The following is a 21,827-nucleotide window of genomic DNA, read 5'->3' on the forward strand; positions in this document are numbered from 1 at the left end:
TTTATTATTTGTAATTTTACCCACAATGAATATCAAATTACGATCAACATCCGACGGTTTAATTTACATAAAACAGTCTGTGATTATTAATCTAAAGCGCCCCAATTCTCTTGAAGGAGCAAAAGCTTTAGGAAAACCAATCATCATTAATGTAAATCATATAGGATTTCTCAGCCATAATATTGATGGAAATGTAACTTTTTTCATGGCCAATGGTTTTGAAATATCAATGAATGTTTTTTATAGTGAAGCCGAAGAGGTTTTCAACAGTGCAAAAGCCGGTATCGCTTTAGAAGTTGCTTCGTAGTACATTTGCGTAAATTAGATTCTAAAATTAATTTTATTTTGAAAAGTTTTTAAACATAAATCTATCATCATTACAAAATAATATTATAAAGATAATTGAGGTAAGGTTTTGAGATCCTTTAAAAATATTAATAGTTATATTTGAATAATTTTTTATTTATGAATGCTCCTGACCTTATACAGCCTGAGAAACTGTTATCAATTTTGTTTTATAGTCCGAATGCTACGGCTGTTTATTCCGGTTCAGATATTAAAATTTTAAGTGTAAATCAGGCGATGCTCAACTTTTGGGGAAAAGACAGAAGTGTAGTTGGTAAAACCTTGGATGTTGCACTTCCAGAATTGCATGATCAGCCATTTTTAGGTTTATTACAAAAAGTTTGGGAAACGGGAGAAACTTATAATGCAAGAGATTATCCTGCTGTTATAGAAATAGATGGCGTATTACAGAAGTTCTATTTTGATTTTGAATATAAAGCCATTATTGGAGAAAGTGGCAAGACGGAATATATTTTACATACTTCATTTGAAGTAACAGAAAGAAAAAACGCCGAAACTTTAATTGAAGAAAAATCTAAATCTGAGCAAAAACTCATTGATGATCTTTCTGCGCTTAATGAAGAATATATGGCAACCAATGATGATCTTGTTGCCAAACATGATGAATTATTTACTTCTAATACAGAACTTGAAGCGGCAAGAAAAAATCTTTTAACTGCTAATTTTACCCTTGCTGAAAGTGAAAAACGCTTTAAAACATTAGTAGAGAAAGCTCCTGTTGCTATGGCTTCATTGAAAGGCGAAGATTTTAAGGTAGATATTGTCAATGAAATGGTTTTAAAAATCTGGAATAAAAATCATTCAGTCGTTGGTCTACCACTGGAAGAAGCTTTGCCGGAACTTAAAGGACAGCCATTTATTGAAATTCTTAAAAAGGTATATTCTACAGGTGAAGCTTATCACGGTCTTGAAGATCTTGCTTTGATTGCTGAAGAAGGAGTTTTGGTTGAACGTTATTTAAATTTCGTTTATCAACCTATATTTGATGAAAAAGGCAAAAGCAATTCGGTCTTAATTGTTGCAAGTGACGTTACAGAGCAGGTTGCCGCAAGAAAATCAGTGAGCGAAATCAACACAAGATTAGAAATCGCAATGAATGCAAGCGGATTGGGTTCTACGGAAGTTGAATTGGCAACCGGAATTATGCAGAGTACCGCTCAGTTTAAATATAATTATGGGTATCTTCCTCATGAAGAATTTAATTATCCTGATCTTTTTGAAGCCATGCTTCCCGAATATCGTGAAAATGTAAAAGCTTTGGTACAGGAAGCAATTCGGACCAATGGAATTTATAAAGCCGAATATCCGGTAAAATGGCGAGATGGATCTATTCACTGGATTCAGGCTCATGGAAGACCAAGATATGATGAAAACGGGAATGCTAATCGAATGGTTGGTATGACTGCAGATATTACCGATAAAAAACTGGCAGAACAGCGTAAAGACGATTTTCTAAGTGTGGCAAGCCATGAATTGAAAACTCCTTTAACTTCTGTAAAAGCATCTATTCAACTATTAAACCGAATTAAAGACCGTCCTTATTCTGAAACTCATGTAAAACTGATTGAACAATCTGATAAAAGCATCGAAAAAATGTGTATGCTGGTTGATGATCTATTAAATATGAGTAAAATGGGGCAGGATCAACTGAATCTTGAATGCAGCACTTTTAATATTTACGAAATGTTAAACAGCAGCTGTAGTCATATAAGATTTTTAGATGATCATGAAATTATTCTCAGCGGAGATAAAAATTTGGAAGTTTTTGCCGATCAACACAGGATTGATCAGGTCGTGGTTAATTTTGTGAACAACGCCATTAAATATGGGAAAGATTCTAGGCAAATCCATATTAAAACTGAAACTGTTGGAGAATTTATCAAAGTTTCTGTAAAAGATTTTGGACAAGGTATTCCGGAATCTGCTATTCCTTTTGTTTTTGATCGGTATTATCGTGCAGATCATCTCGGGAAATCTTATTCAGGACTTGGTTTAGGACTATTTATCTGCTCTGAAATTATTAAAAAACATTCCGGTAAGATTGGTGTAGAAAGCAAAATGGGAGAGGGAAGTACTTTTTGGTTTATGCTTCCGAAATAATTAAAAAATCTACGTTATGATTATAGTTTAAACTAAATTTTGAATTATTTATTTTAGACTTTTAATCATGTAAGGCACGTATCTTGATTAGGCACTTCTAAATAATATTATCATGAACGTTAAAAGAATTTTTGGAACTGTTCTTACAGTGTTGGGAGTTGCTGCTCTTATTTATACAGGGTACGAAGTTATTAATAAAAGTGCTGCATATACTTCATTAGCAGTTATAGGAATTTTAGGCTTGATATTTTTTTCTTCGGGCATCAGTCTCGTAAAGAATACAAAAGACGAAAGTTAATCCTGTGAAAATGAGCGACCGGAAACCGAGTTACCTCAACTTTGATAGGGAAAATTACCAATGGAGAAGTGATATTGATTACCGCAAACATCCCGAATTGTATAAAGTAGGGAAAGGTGAACAAGGAGTTCTTATTTGTGAACCTTATAAAAGCGAAATTGGTCAGTTTTGGCGTTTTAAAAATCCAGAAATTGCTGAAGAGAGTAGCGATAAAATTTTTGAACTTTTTATTGAGTATTTAGAAAAAAATGATTTTGTAGGAGCAGATATGTCTCGAAAATATCTTCAGATGGGATTCACCAGAGCGAGAAGATATGCTAATTACAAAGGTGGTAAAAAATATGATGCTGAAGATAATTACAAACCATTAGAAAGAGATACGGGTGATCCTGAAAAAGCAAAAGCGGCAGAAATATTTTTCAAACGCTGGAAAGAAGCAGAATCAAACGTTATTTATTCTACAATGAAAGAGATTTGGAAAAAAGAAAAAGGATAGTTTTTAAATTATTAAATCTAAAAGCAAGAAATACATTTAAAAAACAGGAACTGAATAATTTCAATTCCTGTTTTTTTGAATTTATAAAATTTGTCTTTCCTCAAGTTTCTGATTTTGATCTTCCTGATTTAAAATTGAAAATTCTGATCTGTTAATTGCCATCATAATTCTTTCTGCGGCTGTATCACAAAAATCGAGTCCGGAATAATCAGGATTTAATCCGCCAATAAAAGGTACTGCCATAATAAATAACCCGTCAATAGGCTGATTGTACAAATCAAGCGACTGAAAATAATCGTTGATATTTAATCCCGGAACATTCAGATAATAATTATGTTGATCCGTAGATTTAATTACTTTTTCATCTTCATTGATAAACAATTCTTCACCTTTTTGTTGATTTTTAAAACGGAGATAAGCTGCACTTACCAAACTTTGATTTACTAAACTTTTAAAAGGTAAATCTTCCGGATTCATTTGTTGCTGCCCGATTGAATCAACGAAAATTTCATAATGCTTCTTAATTTCATTACCCTCTTTATCGGTATAAATGTAATCAGCTCCTTCTTGAATATTGGGCTCAACGGTACTTTCTTCGTCAACTTCAATTAATGTAACAAGTCCGGCTTCATGAAGTGCCATCACTTCTTTGTATGAAGACTGTGGCAATGATGCAATAATTATCGTAATTAATGGCATTAAAGTAGACTTCAATCGTAACATATCTTCTGCAGAGAAATGTTTTGCAGGATAATTCATTGCATAACTAAATGCTGCAAGTTTTTCTTTCCAGGTGATTGATTTCTTTCTTGTGATTGATTTTTCGGCTTCGTAATATTCTGCTTCAAAAAGTTCAAAACTGTCTGTTTTTTCACGATAATTGATCATTTTTTCTACAAATTTTTCAATCGTTAAATCTTTAATTAATTCATAGAAATCAGGGTCTTTTTCTTTTAAAGGCTTTTTGAAATTAATTTCAAAAACATAATCGAGATCTACAAAACCTTGATGACTTTCTTTATATTCATCGATTTCCTGCAACGACATGGCCCATTTTAATGAATAAGAATCGTCTTCAGAATGAAATCTTAAAGCAGGAAGAAAGCCTCCTTTTGAGAATAAATCTAAACGGAAGTTTTTTGATGAATCATTAAGTTGATAAATTAATTTGTCGCCATCTTCAGTAAATTTACCATTCAGCCTTGCTAAAGTTTTTACGGCATCAATTGCCGTGAGAGAAGTTCCCCGTACTGCAACCGCAAAATTAGTTGCATCCTGAAATTTTGAAGGTGGATAAGGTGAGTCATACCAACCTTTAACCGTTTCCTCATATTTTTTTCGCCAAACGTGACCAGTGCAAATCACAACCTGATCAGCTAAAAACTCTGTATCGTCTTCATTGTTTTCCGGAATGATTTTAAATTTTCTTTCTGAACTAAAATTTGGAACAATATCTTTTACAGCAGTTTCTGTTTTAACAATAATAGTACTTCCTTTTTCTTCGGCAATATCAATCAGCTTTTGGAATTGATCTTCAAGATAGTCTCCCAATAAAAGCCTTGGAATCACCAAGTACGGATTTATCTTTTCAGGATCTTTAAAATCATTAAACTTTTCGCTGGGATTTCTTCGGATAAAATCTTCAAAACTGTCTATAAGTTCGGGTAATTCATTTGCTGAAACATTTGCAACATGTTCATTACAAGATCCAAATTTACCATAAGGCATACCGACTCCAAGTCTGTCGTTTTTCTCGAAAATAAAAATGTTTTTCGGAAGATTGCTGCTTTTTGTAATATGTTTTAAAAAAAGCAATGCTGCAGGACCTCCGCCAATCACTGCAATATTTTGGGTTATATTTTGATTCATAGAATTTTTTGTCGATCTAATTGAAATTCAAATAATGTTCCTTAAATGAATTCTTGTATTGAAAAAATAATTATGTGTTTATGATTACAAACATATTCAAGAGCTTATTTAGATAATTCAACCCTTTTTTTGATTAAAAAACAAAATATACCACACATCATATGTTTAGCATTATTTAACACTTCAATGGTATGGTGGTTGCAAGAAGTAAGGCTCACCACAAAAATATTATTATGCAAAACGAAAAAACAGTATCGGTATTAAACGATTTATTGAACATCACAAATGACAGAATTCAAGGGTTTTCAAAAGTAGAAGACAAAGTTTGGGATATTTATTCACCTGTAAAAGGAGATTATGATCAAATGGTAGCTCAATCTCAGGTAATGAAATCAGAATTGATCAATTTAATTACAGAAAGAGGAGGAGAGCCGGATAATACAGGAAGTACAGCCGGAGCAATTCACAGAGGCTGGATTGATGTTAAAAATTCATTTTCAGGAGATAAAACCGAATCAACATTGGGAAATGTTGTATTTGGGGAAGGAGCGGCTATTGATGCTTATCAGGATGCTTTAGACAGCGGAGATCTTTGTCCGGAAAGTTCAAGAGTTGTGAGCGATCAGCTTCATCATTTAAAATCTTCATACAGTAAATTTAATAACTTAAACGAGTTGAAAAATTAATCTAAGATCTATTTGAAATTCAATTTGAAATACGATGATTAATAATCGTTAATTACAAATATAATCCTAAAAAGAAATTTTTAGGATTTTTTATTTTATGTTGATTTTCTGTTAATTATAATGAAATATTATAAAATAAAATGAAAATTATTTATTTCTAAACTTGTGATGGCACACCGATTGCAAAAGGGAATATACCAATCAAAATATAATGGAATTAAGTGTTAATGCAGATGTGACAAGTAATGATGTTGTAAAAGTAGTACTTGCACTTTTAGATAAAGACCTTCAGGAAATGATGAATTATTGCACTCAAAATAAATGGAAATTTGAAATGCTTAATTCTAATAATCTACAGCTTTTCGTGCCTAGTAATTCATTGCATCTTCTGTTTTATTTGGGCCATCAGATTTTGTCGGGTACAAATAATTCTGAATTGCAAAATTCTTAAAATCATTACCTATTTTTAAACCTATATTTTAAAATTGCGATTTTTAATTTAAATAACATTTTTAATTTAAATTATTCTAATAATCAGTGTTTTAAGGTTTAAAAAATAAATTATTTTAACTAAAATTGTTTATTTGGTACAGTAATTGGATATAGGAAGGCACAGCTGAAAACCCGTACTGAAAAGTGCATTAGGAAAAATTAGATAGATATAAAAGAATTAAAATATTCTGGTATTTATCATCAATTTGAAATAATTAAAATTTTTATATGAAAACAAAACTAGCAATTTTATCGCTCGCGATAGCGGTACCATCATGTGTATTTGCACAGGATTCAATTAAGGTAAGCAACAATGGGGAATATCCAAATACCTTCTCGTCAGGTTCGGCAAACGTAGAGCGTTTTACGCAGTCTTCTAAAAGATTTAATGATTGGTCAATTTCCTTCGGTGCAGGAGTTCCTTTAGTGCAGTATGCAGATCTTACATCATTAAAATTCGGTAAGGGTGCAGGAAAAAGTTTGGTAGGATACTCTGCTTATTTAAGTATTGATAAAGCAATTAGTCATACTTTCGGATTAAAGTTACAATATGACCGTGGAGAAACTCGTCAAGGTGCTTTTTACACGAGAGATGCAGCTCCTGCAAATGCTTCTGCAAATGGACAATATGGAGGTAGAACTCAATATGATGCTATCTCTATTTTAGGGGATCTTAATTTAACAAATCTTTTCAGAAGAGTTGATAATAAATCTCCATACAGATGGGCATTGCACGGTTATGCTGGTGTAGGAACTATTGGTTACAGAGCTTATTTGAAAGATGAAACTGGTCAACGTTTGGTAACAGAAGTTAAGCCAATTAGAGATGGTCTTTCGTTTTTTGGACAAGGAGGTGCTGGTTTGAAATATAAAATCAACAGAAGATTAGATATTGAAGGAAGAGTAATGTACATTGTTACTACCGATGACACTTTTGATGGTGGAGACAGTGTGGTAAATATGAGAAAAGATAATAATTCAGATAATTTTATCAATGCTACTCTAGGTCTTTCAGTGAAATTAGGTAAACACGAATCTCACTTAATGTGGCATGATCCGCTTCAGGAAATTTATTACAGAACGGATGTTTTAGAGTCTAAAATCAACGATGTAGAAGTTTGTAAAGCAGGTGATGCAGATAATGACGGAGTTTGTGATGATTGGGACAGACAGCTTGATACTCCTGCAGGAGCAAGAGTTGACGGATCTGGAGTTGCACTGGATGTAGATATGGATGGAGTTATTGATCTTTATGATAAATGTGTAACAGTTCCAGGACCGGTAGAAAATAACGGTTGCCCGGTTACTACTGCACAAACTCCAAATTCAGGATCAGTGACAGAAGCTGAAACTAAATTAGACGGAATTGAATTTGAACTTAATTCAGACAAGATTTTATCGAATAATACACCAATTTTGAATAATGCGGTAGGTTATATCAATTCATCAAATGGTGCTTATACTGTTGTAGGAGCTACTGATACGAGAGGAAGCGAGGCTTATAACCAAAAATTATCTCAAAACAGAGCTAATAACGTGAAAGATTATTTAATTAAAAACGGTGTAGAATCTACAAAGCTAGACGCACAAGGAAATGGAAAAAATGATTTGAAATATCCTGAATGTGATCCTGCATCAAAATGCCCGGAATGGAAAAATAAAGCAAATAGAAGAGTGTACTTTAAAGCAAAATAAATTGTACTATTTTATAGTGAGACCGTCATTGATGACGGTCTTTTTTGTTTTTCAGAGCCAAATTAAAACACAGAAATTATTTCTTTAAATAATATTTCTTCAAAAAACATTATCCAAATCATAAAAAATAATCCTGTACAAATTTTATCTTTGTTACCGTTTGCAATAAATGAGAACGATTATGAAAAAGATTCTAATTTTTGATGACGACAGATCTATTCTCGAAGTGTTTACCATCATCTTTGCCGAAAACGGTTATGATGTTGAAATATCTGAAACTTCACACGATATTATTGAAAGAGTAGAAGTATTCAAACCAGATTTAATTTTAATGGATAACTGGATTCCTGAAATTGGTGGAATAGAAGCACTAAAACTTTTAAGAAATCATCAGGATTTCAAAAATATACCTGTGATTTATGTAAGCGCAAATAGTGATATCGTTTCTTTAGCAAAAAAAGCTCAGGCAAATGATTACATTGCAAAACCTTTTGATCTTACAGAACTGGAAACTAAAGTCGAAAAATTTTTCTGAAGAAGGAAAAATTAATTATGATTTTTAGTAAGATGCAGTATCGTATATTGCCATGCGTCTAATGTCACAATCATTGTAGAATCAACATTTCTTTTTTTACCAGTGAATATATTGGTGTAAATACCTTGATCGAAGGATGTGTCGAGTTGTACAATAAGATGGTCTTTAGAAAGATTGATAATGCTTAAAACCTTATCCCCATTTTTTTCCCTGACAAAAGAGATAACCTGATCCATTTTATCATTCATAATTCTTACCATTTCACCACCGTATTGGCCATTCCATAATGCCTGGTTTTTATGTTTTAGGTTAAAAAGCTTTGTGTAAAGTTTTGAAAATTCATGAGTTTTCCATTCAATGGGATCTTTTTCAAAAAACTCGAGCGAGCGGTTTAATCCTGCTTCCTGACCGCTGTATACAAGTGGAATTCCGTCCATCATCACATTAAAAACAATCACAGCTTTTAAAGCAACACCAAAATTACTGTACTGATTCCCTTCCCATGAATTTTTATCGTGATTATCTATGAAATTCATACGAATTCCTTTTTTAGGAAAAAATGAAACGTGCTCTGCCAAATAAGCTTCCGTCAATGTCTTTACACTTAATCCTTGTACTGAAATAAGATGCAGAATATTCCAAAGTGTCCAGTTGTAAGTAGAGTCAAATGCTTTTCTGTGAAGTTCTTTGTCTTCAGCTTCAGCAAGCATGAAAACTGGTTTTATAGCATCTAATTCCTCTCTTGCATTTTCCCAAAAATCTATCGGAACAAAGCTTGCAATATCACAACGATAACCGTCGATATCAAATTCTTTTACCCAATATTTTAATGCGTCGGTCATGTATTTTCTTAAAGCAGGATTTTTATAATCAAATTCTATAATATCATCATAATCTCTCCATCGGGTAGATTGAAAGGTGTTTTTTCTGGATTTCATGTACCAGTCAGGATGTTTTTCAACCAATTCGTTGTCCCAACTTGTATGGTTTGCCACCCAATCGATGATAACAAACATTCCAGCTTCATGAATTGCCTTTATGAGATCTCTAAAATCTTTTTCTGAGCCAAATTCAGGATTGATTCCGTAATAATCTTTTACAGAATAGTAACTTCCCAATGTTCCTTTACGATGAACTTCACCAATCGGGTGAATTGGCATAAGCCAGATAATATCAATACCCATTTTTTTTAACCTTGAAAGCTGTTTAATGACTGCCTGAAAAGTTCCCTCTTTAGAAAACTGACGTATATTCAGCTCATAAATTGTAGCATTTTTCACCCATTCCGGAGTGATAATTTCCACATAATTTTTTGGTTCGTATCGGGAATTGGTAATTTGTTTCATAAATAATAGGGGAGATTTTGCTGGAATAATATTGTGCAAGAAATAACTGTACCAATTAATCACCCAATTTATGGGATTGAATTTTTTTCAATGATTTTATTCAATAGGAATCAAATTTCATTTAAAAATTAAATAAGATATTTAAAAAGACACTTAGGTTTAATTTTTGTAAATAATTGAACATTGATGAGACGTTTGTCTTCTTGAAGAAACACCAAATAATATTTTTATGATACCAAAAAAAATACATTACTGCTGGTTTGGCGGTAACGAAAAAGATGAATTGGCAAAACATTGCTTTGCAACATGGAGAAAAATTCACCCTGATTTCGAAATTATAGAATGGAACGAATCTAATGCTCCGATTCAAGATAATAACTATGTGAAAGAAGCTTTTGAGGAAGGAAAATGGGCTTTTGTTTCAGATTATGTGCGTTCCAAAGTAATGCTTGAGCATGGTGGAATATATATGGACACTGATATGGAATTGAAGCTTCCTTTAGACGAATTTCTCAACGAAAAAGCAGTATGTGGTTTTGAAGTAAAAGGCGTTCCGTACTCGGCATTTTGGATGGCAGAACCGGGACATCAGCTTTCAAAAGATTTTGTAACTTATTACGATAAACAAGATGGTTTTGAAGAAAGAATCAATACAGATATTTTTTCCGAAATGCTCGAGAAAGATTATGGAGCAGACCGATTTTCAGATACCATTCAAAAGCTTAAACATGGGGTAACTTTGTATCCATCAGTTTATTTTTCGCAAGACTTACCAAAAAATTATGTGAGTCATCATTTCAACGGATCTTGGTTTGGAGGTGATGAAGAAAATACCCATAAAACGATGGTAAATATTTACGGTTTATTAGAAAGACTCGTGAATGAAAAGAATGCAGAAAAAGCTGTTCACAGTATTATCAATGAGCACAAAATTATTGATGTGACAAAGATATTGGATCTTTTACCAAAGGAGAAAATTAGAGAATATTTGGAAGATTAGTTTTGTTGTACTTTAAGTTAACTCTGATATAAGATTTATTTATTGTGTTGGAATTAACAAATGTCTCCAATTGTCTTTAGTTGGAGACATTTGTTGATTTTTGACTTTGAAACATGTTATACAACAATTTTATAGATAACTTAGCTTGTTTTAGTCATATTAAAAAGAATTGACTCTCATGAATTTAACACTTAGGATTTCTTGTAGTTATAAAGTTTTTGCAATATAATTTTAAGAATTTGGAACAATCTAAATTGTCATAATTTGGTTTTAGTTTATTTTGATTGTCTTTTTACCTTCATACAAAGATTTTAGGAAAATTATATTATAGAGTTTTTGCAGTCACCAACTGCTTTTTCTTTTACGTTTGAAAGATAAACGATTTACTTATATTTGCCCGCAAAGCAAATTCAAATGTTCGACAAAGCAATCACTGTATTTATTCTTGGCTTTTTTACGGTATTTTGTTCGGCCCAACAGGTTCGACCTTCAAAATCATCTGAAATTTATCGTGAACTCAAAACCCTTAAACACCTGCCTAAAGTTTTATACTTGGCTGCTCATCCCGATGATGAAAATACAGGATTACTATCCTGGTTAATCAATGACCAAAATGTAGAAACGGGATATTTGTCTTTAACCAGAGGTGATGGTGGTCAGAATTTATTAGGGACTGAACAAGGTGCTGCATTGGGTTTAATCAGAACGCATGAGCTTTTAGAGGCAAGAAAGTTAGACGGTGCCCAACAGTTTTTTACCCGGGCGATTGATTTCGGGTTCTCTAAAAATACGACTGATACCTTTAAACAATGGGATGCGGATCTCATTACAGCAGATGTCGTTTGGGTCATCCGTAAATTCCGTCCTGATGTGATCATTTGTCGTTTTCCGCCTACTGCTGCGGCGGGTCACGGACAACATGCGGCTTCGGCTGTGCTTGCGCAAAAAGCTTTTAAGCTGGCAGGCGATAAAAATGCTTTTCCGGATCAATTAAAATATGTCAATGTATGGCAACCAAAACGTTTGTTGTGGAATACTTTCCGCTTTGGTTCGGTAAATACGACTGCCGAAAATCAATTGAAAGTTACCGTTGGGCAATACGATGCGCAATTGGGAATGGGCTATGGTGAACTAGCTGGATTAAGCAGAAGTTTACATAAAAGTCAGGGTGCGGGAACACAATCTGTAGCCGGCATCAAAACAGAATATTTCAGCCACGTTCTTGGTGAAACTGCAAAAGTAACTCTTCTTGATGGTGTAGCTAAAACATGGACTTCAAAAGGAAATACTGATATCGACCAATCTTTAAATAAAATTATTTCCACTTTTAATTTCAATAATCCTGATCTCAGCTTACCTGCTTTGCTTGATTTGCGAAAAAAAGTCATGGCTCTAAAAGATACAGACTTAAAAAAGGATAAAATTAAATCTCTTGATCATATCATTTTAAGCTGTGCAGGCTTCATGGGCGAGGTGGTGACCAATCAGGCTGAAGCAGTTGCCGGAGACAATTACAATTTTAGATTAAATCTGATTTCAAGAGCTACAAATCCTGTCGTTTTAGAAAATGTAAGATGGTTAAGTCAATCCGAAAACTTGAATAGAAAATTGTCAAAAGACTCTTTAATTACCATTCAGCACGATATTCAGATTCCAGCTGATGCAGCACTTACAGAACCTTACTGGTTGGCAAAAGCTCCAACGAACGCGGCAATATTTTCTGTTCCAAATGATACTTTAGTCGGTTTGCCCGAAGAAGAATCACCATTAAATGTTTTGCTGGATTTAAAAATAGGTTCTGAAAAATTTGAGGTTAAACTTCCTTTATCTTTCAAAAAATTAGATCCTGTACGTGGCGATGTAGTGGAAGCTTTGCGCATTGTTCCTGCCTTGGAATTGAAATTTACCCAACCGCTGTTTTTAGTTAAAGAAAATGTAGATCTGAATGTAAGCTTAAATTTTAAGGTGAATTCCGATAAACAATTCAATAATGGAAAAGTAAATCTGATGTTTAACGGAGAAAGAGTATGCGGTGGTGATTTAAAATCAGTTAATGGAAAAGATTTTACAGTAGATTACGTCATTCCAAAAGCTAAATTAGCCTCAATAAAATCAAATCAGTTACAGTTGGAAGCTAATTTTGTTTCAGATGGAGTCACTTACAATAAAAAACAGGTGTTAATTCAGTATCCGCATTTGCCTTCACTACAATATTTTGCACCTTCTACAGTTGCTGTCATGAAAGGTGATATTCAGATGAAAGTGAAAAAAGTGGGTTATGTTCAGGGTGCAGGTGATTTCATTCCTGAGTTCCTAAGAATTGCAGGTATTCAGGTAGATGTTCTGAAAGATGAAGATTTTTATGGAAATCCTGATGAATCAGCCGGAAACAGCAGTCTAAACAGACTTTCGCAATATGATGCCATCGTTCTTGGTGTTCGTGCCAATAATACAGAGAAAAAACTGGGTCGTTGGATGCCGTTTTTATGGTCTTATGTAAAAACAGGTGGTAATTTGGTAATGCAGTACAACACCAATCAAGATACAACCGTTGACCAATTGGGAATGTACAGTTTCAACATTGCCAATAAACGTGTTACCGAAGAAAATGCTGAGGTTAAGTTTTTAAATCCTAATCATAAATTACTGAACTTTCCAAACAAAATTACTGCGGAAGATTTCAATGGTTGGGTACAGGAGCGTGGTGCTTATTTCCCTGTTCAATGGGATAAGGCGTACGAACCGCTTTTTGAAATGCACGATTCGGGTGAAGAGCCTCTGCAGGGATCAACTTTATATACGAAATACGGGAAGGGTAATTTTATTTATACCCCGTTGGCATTTTTTAGACAGTTACCTGCGGGAAATGTGGGAGCGGCAAGATTATTTTTAAACTTTTTATCTGCACAGAAAAACTGATGAACAATCAACTTAAAAACTGGAATATCTGGTACCTGCTATTAGCAATTGCATTATTAGGTCAGATTGTATTTTATTATTTGTTTACTAAATTCTGGGCATGAGTAATATAGACTGGACAGTTCTTATCTTGACACTGGTTGCAGTGGTTGTTTACGGCATATTCATCGGGCGTGGACAGAAAAGCAACGAATCTTACCTGAAAGCAGACAACAAAATGCCTTGGTACATCGTGCTGATCGGGATTATGGCAACTCAGGCGAGTGCGATTACATTTCTTTCGGCACCTGGACAGGCGTACACAGATGGAATGCGATTCGTTCAGTATTATTTTGGTCTGCCTTTGGCAATGATTGTGATCTGTATCACTTTTATTCCCATTTTTCAACGCTTAAATGTCTACACGGCCTATGAATATTTAGAAAACCGTTTTGATAAAAAAACAAGAGTACTGACTTCGCTCCTTTTTCTTTTTTCAAGAGGCTTATCGACAGGAATCAGTATTTACGCTCCGAGTATTATTTTATCAAGCGTTTTAAACTGGAATATTTATCTTACAAATGTTTTAACAGGTGGAATTTTATTGATTTACACTTACGTTGGCGGTGCAAAAGCAATTGCTCACACTCAAAAATTACAGTTTCTAATTATTCTAGGAACAATGGCTTTTGCGGGATATCTTCTCATTGAAAATATGCCGAATGGAATTGGATTTAAAGATGCGCTTTATCTGGCAGGGAAATCAGGAAAGCTCAATGTCATCACCACAGACTTCGACTGGAAAGATAAATACAACATCTGGAGCGGATTGATTGGTGGCTTTTTTCTGGCACTTTCTTATTTCGGTACAGACCAGAGTCAGGTCGGGAGGTACATTACTGCGAAAGACAACACTAATGCAAAAATGGGTTTACTGCTGAATGGTTTGGTCAAAATTCCGATGCAGTTTGCGATTCTTTTGATTGGAGCTTTGCTTTTTGCATTCTTTTCCCTTAAACCGGCTCCGATTTATTTTAATGTAAGGTCTTACCAACATTTAAAGGAAACAAAACCTGAACAGGCCGCAGTTTTTGAAAAAGAGCATCGGGATTTGCAGGCAAAATTTAATGAAGAATCAAAAGAAATTTTAAAATTAAAAGAAACTCAGTCTCCTCAACTTAACAACACAATTCAGAATTTTAAAAATACTCAAATCCAGGTGAAATATCTGCACGGAAGGGTAGAGGAAGCTATTAATAATTCAAATTTTAATGCGGAGAAAACAGATACGAATTATATTTTCCTGTATTTTGTAAAAAACACTTTGCCTGTGGGGATGATTGGATTACTGTTCGCTGTTATTTTTCTGGCAAGCTGGGGTTCCATTTCCGCAGCGCTGAATTCACTTGCTGCCTGCTCATTAAAAGATGTTCATTTGATATTTAAAAAAGAAATTCCTGATGAAGCCACCGAACTGAAGTACAGTCGCCTACACACTTTAGCGTGGGGTGTTTTCTCAATCGGTGTAGCCATGTTTGCCACTCAAATGGGCTCCCTTATTGAAGCGGTTAACGTATTAGGTTCTCTTTTCTACGGTCCGATATTGGGGATTTTTCTCGTTGCATTTTACTATAAAAAAGTCAACGGGGCGATTGTATTTATTTCTGCAATTCTATCAGAAATTGCGGTGATTGCCGTTTATCAGTTCGATATCGTTTCCTTCCTTTGGCTTAACGTAATCGGTGCAGCGGCGGTGATTCTATTTTCTTCCATCGGTTTGCTGTTTTATAAGCCGAAAGCCGTAAATTCGTAACCGAAAATTAATCATACATTTTTCAGAAATTTAAACAATCAAAAATTATATGAAAACAATGCTTAAATCTGCTACTGTTCTTGTAGCTGCTCTTACGATTTCAGTGAACGCATTTGCACAGGAAACTAAAAAACCTGCAAGCCCTCCTGCAACTGCAACAGGAAAAATTAAAGACGCCAATATTACGATTGCCTACAACAGTCCGTCTGTAAAAGGTCGTACAATCTGGGGTGATTTGGTACCTTATGATAAAGTTTGGCGTGCAGGTGCCAATGAAGCAACGACTTTTGAGACCAGTAAAGACATTACTGTTCAGGGTAAAAAACTTCCTGCTGGTAAATACAGCTTTTTCTTAATTCCAAAAACATCCGGAACTTGGACTGCAGTTTTCAATAAAGAGTCAAAACAATGGGGCGCTTACAAGTACGAAGAATCTAAAGATGCTTTGCGTGTTGATGTTAAAACAAAGGCTTCAAAAGCCACTCAGGAAATTTTAGTTTACAAAGTAAACAGCAATGGATTCACAATGGATTGGGATAAAATCTCAGTTCCTGTAGAGATAAAATAAATTTATAGATAAGAATTTAAAATCCCGTTAATTCGGGATTTTTTTTGTTTAAAGTTTTGATATTTTATCAAAGATTATTATTGTAGATATCCGATGATATTGACAGACATTTATACAAATAGTTTTATCGATGATTTGGTTCGTTTGAACCAAATTACACAACAATTGATTATCGCAAATTTAACATTTGCTTTCTTATAGTTGTAAAGCTTTTGCAATATAATATTAAGCATTAGAATCAATCTAAGTTGACATTGTTTTACTTTATTTTACTATCTATAGAAAAGTAAGATTAATTTTTTCTGCAAAAATAAATTTGGTACATTTAAATATATTGTAACCAAATTATTTACGTTCAAATGTGCCATGTATGGTTTATTTTCGAAACAGCATAGTTACATTTTTTATTCTTGATGAAGATGGAGATTTGTATTTTTCACATTCTTTGAGTTGTGATGATTTAAAATAAGAATATTTATAGGTGAAAATAATTTTCAATTTTCTTAAAACATTCTATATTGCAGAAAATTTAAAAACTAATAATAAAAGGATAGTGAATATTTCCGACTATATCCTGTAAACTCAAAGTAATAATGAAACCACGACAAATTACCAATTTCAGAAAAAGGGTTCGTCGGCTATCCAATAAAATATTCGTTCAGCTGATCGAATTTTACAAACACAAATTATCAAAACGAACCTCAATTTAACGTCCTATTCTTTCATTGGCATACAGCCGAAACGAATACACAAACTTTAGACTATTGCTTGAATATGGAGCAAATCCGGACACGCCAACAGCAGGGTGAAGGGATAGTTGATGTCATCGGAAATGGAGGTGCCAAGTTTTTTGATGGGTATGGAAAAGAGTTATTCAATGAAGTTTATGAATATTTATATGGTTTTAGTGACGGTGTAGCTCTGGTAAAACAAAACGGAACCTGGTTTTATATTGATAAGAAAGGTAAACGATTATTTTAAAGATAAAAAATGCCACAAAACTTTCTGTAAAAAATCAGAGCAAAAATTAATGTTTAATCACATAATTTAAAAATTAGAACAGCGATTAGAATGAAAGAAGATCATCAAATAAATATACCACCAATAATTGACGAAAAAACTAAAAGATTAGAAGGAATTTTAGGGATAAAACCTGGAGAGGATTATACAATATCAGATATAAGTCTTAAAAATTTAACAATCGATGATTTTCCCATATTGTTGCCCTATTTAAATAACATAAGAACTTTACGTCTCAGCAATTCTGTCATTTCAAATTTTTCTGAATTAATGAAGTTGAATCGTTGCATTTACTTTCAGTTGGATAATGTGACATTCCAAAATAATGACTGTACTATAATAAAGGATTTTCCGTATGAAATCCGTTTTTCTAATATGAACTTTGATGCCAATTGTATGAATGGTCTTCAAACATCGGGACCTAGGAAAGGACATAAACATCTTTTTATTAAAAACTGCCACATTGATAATATTCAGGAACTAAGCAATATAGAAGGTTTATACTCATTACATCTAGACAAAATAACTTTTACTTATCATCCAAAAAAAATAAAAGAGAAATCAATATGGATGATACATATTTCCGATTCTCAGTTTGAAGATATTTCCTTTATACCTTTTAAAAAATCAGTAACTTACATTGAGTTTAAAAACTGCCAGATTGGAAGCTTTGACGGAATTTCGGAATTTAAGAAACTCGAAAAAATTAAGATTGATACTGATAGTTCAGTTGAAAAATTACAAGAAATTGAAAATCGGATCAATAAACAAATTAAATGTCATTTTGTTCAAACTGAAAAACCATTTGGTTTAAAAAAAGTATTAGGACTCAAAAATTATATTAATCATTTACACTTTACCAATTTAAAAGAAAAAACGATTGATAATCTCGGAAAATTTAAAAAGGTGAAAGTCCTGTCATTTGATAAATCTAAGTTTTACGTAGATGCTTTTTTACACATTGCTAAGCAAATAGAAAGTGTAGAGATGAGAGATTCTGCAATTAAAAAACATAATTATTTAGAGCATTTTCTCAATTTGACAAACTTTGAATCAATATGTTTTTCAAGAGATGGTAAAAGTATACGAAATTTTTCAAAATTGCTTCCCCTAAAAAATCAGTTGAAAGAATTGGATTTTTATGAAGATGATGAAATGCATAAAAAACCTGTAAACTATTCAATCGAACAATTTACAGCACTGGAATCTTTAAAAATTGGTTATGAAATTTCGTCACAGACTGCTGAATCTATTCTGAAATTGAAAAAGTTGAAAAAACTGAATATAGATGTTACAAAAACAAAAAAGGTCTTCGACTTAGGAAATTTAAAAAGGCTGGAGTTTTTAATTTTTAATTCAAGAGTAAAGTTTACTGGATTTGAAAATCTGAAACGTCTAAAGTCTTTGCAGATCGTTAATGATCGAAAATTTGATGTAAAAACACTTCCAGAAATGAAATCCTTAAAAAGATTGAATTTTTCTGCTTATGATTCCAGTATTAAAGACCTTGAAAGATTTCCTAATTTAGAATTTCTGAAACTCCAAGGAGTGAAGAAATTGCAATTGAAAGCCTTGAAAAAACTAAAGGTTCTGGACTTGGAAAATAGTAGAATTAATGACCTTTCTTCGTTTGAAACTTTACCATCCCTTGAAAAATTAAATTTATCAAGCATTCATGGTAATATTAATTTAGAAGGAATCTCGAAATTTCCTAATTTGAAATGGCTGACATTTTTAGAAAGTGAAGAATTAGATGATATTTCAGGCTTAGAACCGTTAAAAAAGTTAGAGCGCCTTGATCTATACAAGACAAAAGTTACAGACATACGGGTGCTGAATACTTTACCTAATTTAAAAGAAGTCAATTTACTAGTGGATAATGCCAAAGAACTTAATCTTGAATCACAATTGGATCGTCCGGAAATCGTTATTTATTGTGGATTGCCAAGTGTGAATTTATGGATTTGGGAAAGAGATGAATTTGGGATTTAAAAAGTGAGCCCACTAATATGTGCCGAATATGTTGTTAGTAATTGTTACGCAGTCAACTATTGAAGTAAAACCATTGTTTTTTATTTAATATTAAAAGGGAGCATTTCGGATGTTGAATCTAGATATTCCATTTGAAAATAATAAGTTTTATTCTTAATGACATTGAAGTTCACCCCTTTGAAATCAAGAAATAAGCTGTTATTCATGTCTTCAATTTTTGCTTTTATAATAAATTGGGCAGATCCCCCGATTTCGATTGTAATTAAATTTTCAGTGTAATTATTGGTGACAAGTAATTATCTACTCTTGCTACTTTATTGTGATGCTCTTCGTACAAATTAACTGTTCTTCTTGTAAAATCTCCCGAATCGTCAGAAATATTGGAGATAATGGTTTTTTCGGAGAAATTATATAAACTTACTGTAAATAAGATGATTGTTTCTGTCTGCTTAATATCTACATTTATCTTAATTTTATTCATGTTCTTGGCTTATCTTCTCTAAAAGATTGTAATTAATTTATTTTTTGAGCGTTCCCTTTAATAATTTTATCGCCATCTTTATTAAGAGCTGAAATTAGAATATGAAAGATTATAATCATTAAAAAAAGTGTTTAGCTCCTCAAAACTGTTAAAATTATGCACTTCGTCCCTAGAATAGGTAGATTCATCATATTGTAATCCTGCAGGACTTTCTTCCCATGTTAAAATAATCTGTCCGTTGTATAACCACACCTGTATTAAGCCGGTATTTTCGTTTCGTTCGTTTTCACTGTAAATATAAGAACACCGTTTGTGTGATTGAATTTTGGAAATAAATTTTTCTTTATCCATTTTTTTCTTTGCAGAATAATGCCAGATATTTTCTAAAAATAATAAATACCTTCCTGCTTGATATTCGCCATAAGAAAACAGATAGATCAAATTGTGGTTTTTGAGATAATTAACTTCCAATCCATCTTCAGATGTATATTTTTCAATAAAACTATTGACCAGACTAAATTTACTTTCTTGAATAATCGCATTAAAACTTTCCTCATCTATTTCTTTTTTCAGATTTCTTAACGGATTATTGTAAAAATCAGTTAATTTGATCTTTTGATACTCAAGTTCAAAAATCTCTTCAAGACATTTTTCTTCATCTCCGTCAAATAATTTTTGTTTGCCAATTTCAATTTTTTTAATCATGTTTAATGAATTTGAAGATAAAATTATTCACTTTTTTCTTTCGGAATGGGATCTCCTGTTTTAGATCAATGGTATATTTTTCATGGAAACTTTTAAGGGTTTCAGGTTCGTGCGTGAAAGGATTAACTCCGTATTCTATAATAAAGCTTGTAACATTATCCGGTTCGCCCATATTACCATTAAACTTGCGGACATTGTATTTTTTTTCAAAAGAATCTTCTACTTCTTTTATTTCTTTTTTGGCTTTTAAGTCATGTTTCTGGTTTTTTTACGGATTCCATCATTTGTTTAATTTCAGTAATATTGTTGTTCAGCAGGAAAGGGATAGTCTTCTATGCGTATAATTCTTCTTAGTTTCATTAATTTAGTATTTTAATTTCTTAAACTGGATTTATTTTATTAAAATAATGTTAGTTTAAATCAATATCTGTAAATATATTAACTTTAATTTATTGATTATTACTAAAGATTATTTTGTACCCTTGTTAATATTATATGACTATCGCCATGAAAAAAATATATGTTGAACAAATTCGCATTATTTTGTTACAATCTATAGAAGCTTCATTTAATTTTAATTCTTATCAAAGCTAAAAAGAAGAATTTAAAAAGAGTAACGAGTTTTTCTCAACTAATGAGCCTGATTATAAAACTTTTTTACAGCAATTAGGAGAAAGTTTAAAAATAATTTTAAACAATATCAACAAAGTAAATCTATTCAATTTTTTTCCTGTAGAGGAATTGATACCAGGCATGAATAACGAAGAATTGAAGCCTTATTTTATATTGTTATGGGAGAGTTTTTTTGCTGATGAAAATTGGGAAGATAAGAATTATGAAGATATTCTTTTTGAATTGGACTATAAAGAATTTTAATCATAAAGTTTGTACAACAGCTAACTTAAAAATAAACTCAAGATGGAAGAATTGCTTGATCTTATACAAAATAAAGAAATTCATGTAGAGTTTTTCTTAAAAAAGAAACATATTGTCATTGATGATTTAAAAAATATCTTACCGAACTGGAAGTTTTATTTTCTGAGGCTTAATGAATTAAATGAAAATGAGTTAAGTGAGTATTTAATTAATGATGATTTTTATATAGAAGGAGCAATCTGCATCACATACTTTGGAAAAGAACTCATAGGATTTAAATATTGGGATCTGATAGATCAGTTATGTTCCTATTTTATTCATGCTATTTATGAGATCACAATCAATAATAAAGAATCTGAGAAATTTTATTTTCCAGATCAGCCTGTTGAGGTTATTATAACAAAAGAAAAAGAATTGATAGGAATTAAAATAGGTAATGAAAATCTTTTTTATCTAAACAGAAATATCTTTATTAAAGAGTTTCTGAATGCTTGTAAAAATCTATATGAAAGAATAAATGTAAATTCTTATAAATTGGAAATAGAGGAAATTCTAAAGTATTTAAATCAATTGAAATGAAAATAATTTACT

At 32.3% G+C, this 21,827-nt stretch carries 20 protein-coding genes; 16 read left to right on the plus strand and 4 right to left on the minus strand.

Annotated features, from left to right (window positions below; all coding sequences use genetic code 11):
• Nucleotides 1-25: 25 nt before the first annotated feature.
• The 4 genes from OF897_RS08070 (at nucleotide 26) to OF897_RS08085 (ending at nucleotide 3,260) form a co-directional block, all read left to right on the plus strand.
• The gene (locus OF897_RS08070) at nucleotides 26-307 is read left to right on the plus strand and encodes a hypothetical protein (protein WP_267265183.1); all 282 of its coding nucleotides are present in this window, start codon (nucleotides 26-28) and stop codon (nucleotides 305-307) included.
• A gap of 158 nt (nucleotides 308-465) precedes the next feature.
• On the plus strand, nucleotides 466-2,466 hold the full coding sequence (locus OF897_RS08075) for a PAS domain-containing sensor histidine kinase (protein ID WP_267265184.1): 2,001 nt from the start codon (nucleotides 466-468) through the stop codon (nucleotides 2,464-2,466).
• A gap of 112 nt (nucleotides 2,467-2,578) precedes the next feature.
• Nucleotides 2,579-2,764: a hypothetical protein gene (locus OF897_RS08080; protein ID WP_267265185.1), complete on the plus strand. Its 186-nt coding sequence runs from the start codon at nucleotides 2,579-2,581 to the stop codon at nucleotides 2,762-2,764.
• Between the two features lie 10 nt (nucleotides 2,765-2,774).
• Nucleotides 2,775-3,260, plus strand: coding sequence for a DUF4385 domain-containing protein (locus tag OF897_RS08085; protein ID WP_267265186.1), 486 nt, complete (start codon nucleotides 2,775-2,777; stop codon nucleotides 3,258-3,260).
• Nucleotides 3,261-3,341: 81 nt separating this feature from the next.
• Here the strand turns inward: OF897_RS08085 and OF897_RS08090 are convergent, their stop codons facing one another.
• The gene (locus OF897_RS08090) at nucleotides 3,342-5,129 is read right to left on the minus strand and encodes an FAD/NAD(P)-binding protein (RefSeq protein ID WP_267265187.1); all 1,788 of its coding nucleotides are present in this window, start codon (nucleotides 5,127-5,129) and stop codon (nucleotides 3,342-3,344) included.
• A gap of 233 nt (nucleotides 5,130-5,362) precedes the next feature.
• Between OF897_RS08090 and OF897_RS08095 the strand changes: the two genes are divergently transcribed.
• The 4 genes from OF897_RS08095 (at nucleotide 5,363) to OF897_RS08110 (ending at nucleotide 8,537) form a co-directional block, all read left to right on the plus strand.
• Nucleotides 5,363-5,815 (plus strand): PA2169 family four-helix-bundle protein, encoded by a 453-nt coding sequence (locus OF897_RS08095; protein WP_267265188.1) that lies wholly within the window; start codon nucleotides 5,363-5,365, stop codon nucleotides 5,813-5,815.
• 211 nt (nucleotides 5,816-6,026) lie between these two features.
• The gene (locus OF897_RS08100) at nucleotides 6,027-6,266 is read left to right on the plus strand and encodes a hypothetical protein (RefSeq protein ID WP_267265189.1); all 240 of its coding nucleotides are present in this window, start codon (nucleotides 6,027-6,029) and stop codon (nucleotides 6,264-6,266) included.
• Nucleotides 6,267-6,535: 269 nt separating this feature from the next.
• Entirely contained in the window at nucleotides 6,536-8,002 is a 1,467-nt protein-coding gene (locus OF897_RS08105) for an OmpA family protein (RefSeq protein WP_267265190.1), read from the plus strand.
• 181 nt (nucleotides 8,003-8,183) lie between these two features.
• Complete coding sequence (locus tag OF897_RS08110; protein WP_267265191.1) at nucleotides 8,184-8,537, plus strand: response regulator; 354 nt, start codon at nucleotides 8,184-8,186, stop codon at nucleotides 8,535-8,537.
• A gap of 11 nt (nucleotides 8,538-8,548) precedes the next feature.
• On the opposite strand, the gene OF897_RS08115 is transcribed toward OF897_RS08110, so the two are convergent.
• The gene (locus OF897_RS08115) at nucleotides 8,549-9,883 is read right to left on the minus strand and encodes an alpha-amylase family glycosyl hydrolase (RefSeq protein WP_267265192.1); all 1,335 of its coding nucleotides are present in this window, start codon (nucleotides 9,881-9,883) and stop codon (nucleotides 8,549-8,551) included.
• A gap of 223 nt (nucleotides 9,884-10,106) precedes the next feature.
• On the opposite strand from OF897_RS08115, the gene OF897_RS08120 reads away from it, so the two are divergent.
• The 6 genes from OF897_RS08120 to OF897_RS08145 all read left to right on the plus strand — a co-directional run bounded on the left by OF897_RS08120 (nucleotide 10,107) and on the right by OF897_RS08145 (nucleotide 19,174).
• The gene (locus tag OF897_RS08120) at nucleotides 10,107-10,883 is read left to right on the plus strand and encodes a glycosyltransferase family 32 protein (RefSeq protein WP_267265255.1); all 777 of its coding nucleotides are present in this window, start codon (nucleotides 10,107-10,109) and stop codon (nucleotides 10,881-10,883) included.
• A 414-nt stretch (nucleotides 10,884-11,297) separates the two neighbouring features.
• Nucleotides 11,298-13,802 carry a PIG-L family deacetylase gene (locus OF897_RS08125; RefSeq protein ID WP_267265193.1) on the plus strand — a complete coding sequence of 835 codons (2,505 nt, stop codon included), beginning with the start codon at nucleotides 11,298-11,300 and terminating at the stop codon, nucleotides 13,800-13,802.
• Between the two features lie 100 nt (nucleotides 13,803-13,902).
• Nucleotides 13,903-15,594: a sodium:solute symporter gene (locus OF897_RS08130; RefSeq protein ID WP_267265194.1), complete on the plus strand. Its 1,692-nt coding sequence runs from the start codon at nucleotides 13,903-13,905 to the stop codon at nucleotides 15,592-15,594.
• Nucleotides 15,595-15,643: 49 nt separating this feature from the next.
• A complete protein-coding gene (locus OF897_RS08135) occupies nucleotides 15,644-16,162 on the plus strand; it encodes a DUF2911 domain-containing protein (protein ID WP_267265195.1) in 519 nt (172 codons plus the stop codon).
• Between the two features lie 774 nt (nucleotides 16,163-16,936).
• Nucleotides 16,937-17,143: a WG repeat-containing protein gene (locus OF897_RS08140; protein ID WP_267265196.1), complete on the plus strand. Its 207-nt coding sequence runs from the start codon at nucleotides 16,937-16,939 to the stop codon at nucleotides 17,141-17,143.
• A 90-nt stretch (nucleotides 17,144-17,233) separates the two neighbouring features.
• A complete protein-coding gene (locus OF897_RS08145) occupies nucleotides 17,234-19,174 on the plus strand; it encodes a leucine-rich repeat domain-containing protein (RefSeq protein WP_267265197.1) in 1,941 nt (646 codons plus the stop codon).
• Between the two features lie 262 nt (nucleotides 19,175-19,436).
• On the opposite strand, the gene OF897_RS08150 is transcribed toward OF897_RS08145, so the two are convergent.
• Nucleotides 19,437-19,655, minus strand: a complete 219-nt coding sequence (locus OF897_RS08150) for a hypothetical protein (protein WP_267265198.1) — start codon at nucleotides 19,653-19,655, stop codon at nucleotides 19,437-19,439.
• A gap of 81 nt (nucleotides 19,656-19,736) precedes the next feature.
• Nucleotides 19,737-20,360, minus strand: a complete 624-nt coding sequence (locus OF897_RS08155; RefSeq protein WP_267265199.1) for a hypothetical protein — start codon at nucleotides 20,358-20,360, stop codon at nucleotides 19,737-19,739.
• A gap of 753 nt (nucleotides 20,361-21,113) precedes the next feature.
• Here OF897_RS08155 and OF897_RS08160 point away from each other — a divergent pair.
• Complete coding sequence (locus OF897_RS08160) at nucleotides 21,114-21,236, plus strand: hypothetical protein (RefSeq protein WP_267265200.1); 123 nt, start codon at nucleotides 21,114-21,116, stop codon at nucleotides 21,234-21,236.
• A gap of 42 nt (nucleotides 21,237-21,278) precedes the next feature.
• Nucleotides 21,279-21,815, plus strand: a complete 537-nt coding sequence (locus OF897_RS08165) for a hypothetical protein (RefSeq protein WP_267265201.1) — start codon at nucleotides 21,279-21,281, stop codon at nucleotides 21,813-21,815.
• Nucleotides 21,816-21,827: the final 12 nt, after the last annotated feature.

Origin of the sequence: Chryseobacterium formosum (assembly GCF_026460885.1) — a bacterium.
In the GTDB taxonomy this organism is placed as follows: domain Bacteria; phylum Bacteroidota; class Bacteroidia; order Flavobacteriales; family Weeksellaceae; genus Chryseobacterium; species Chryseobacterium formosus.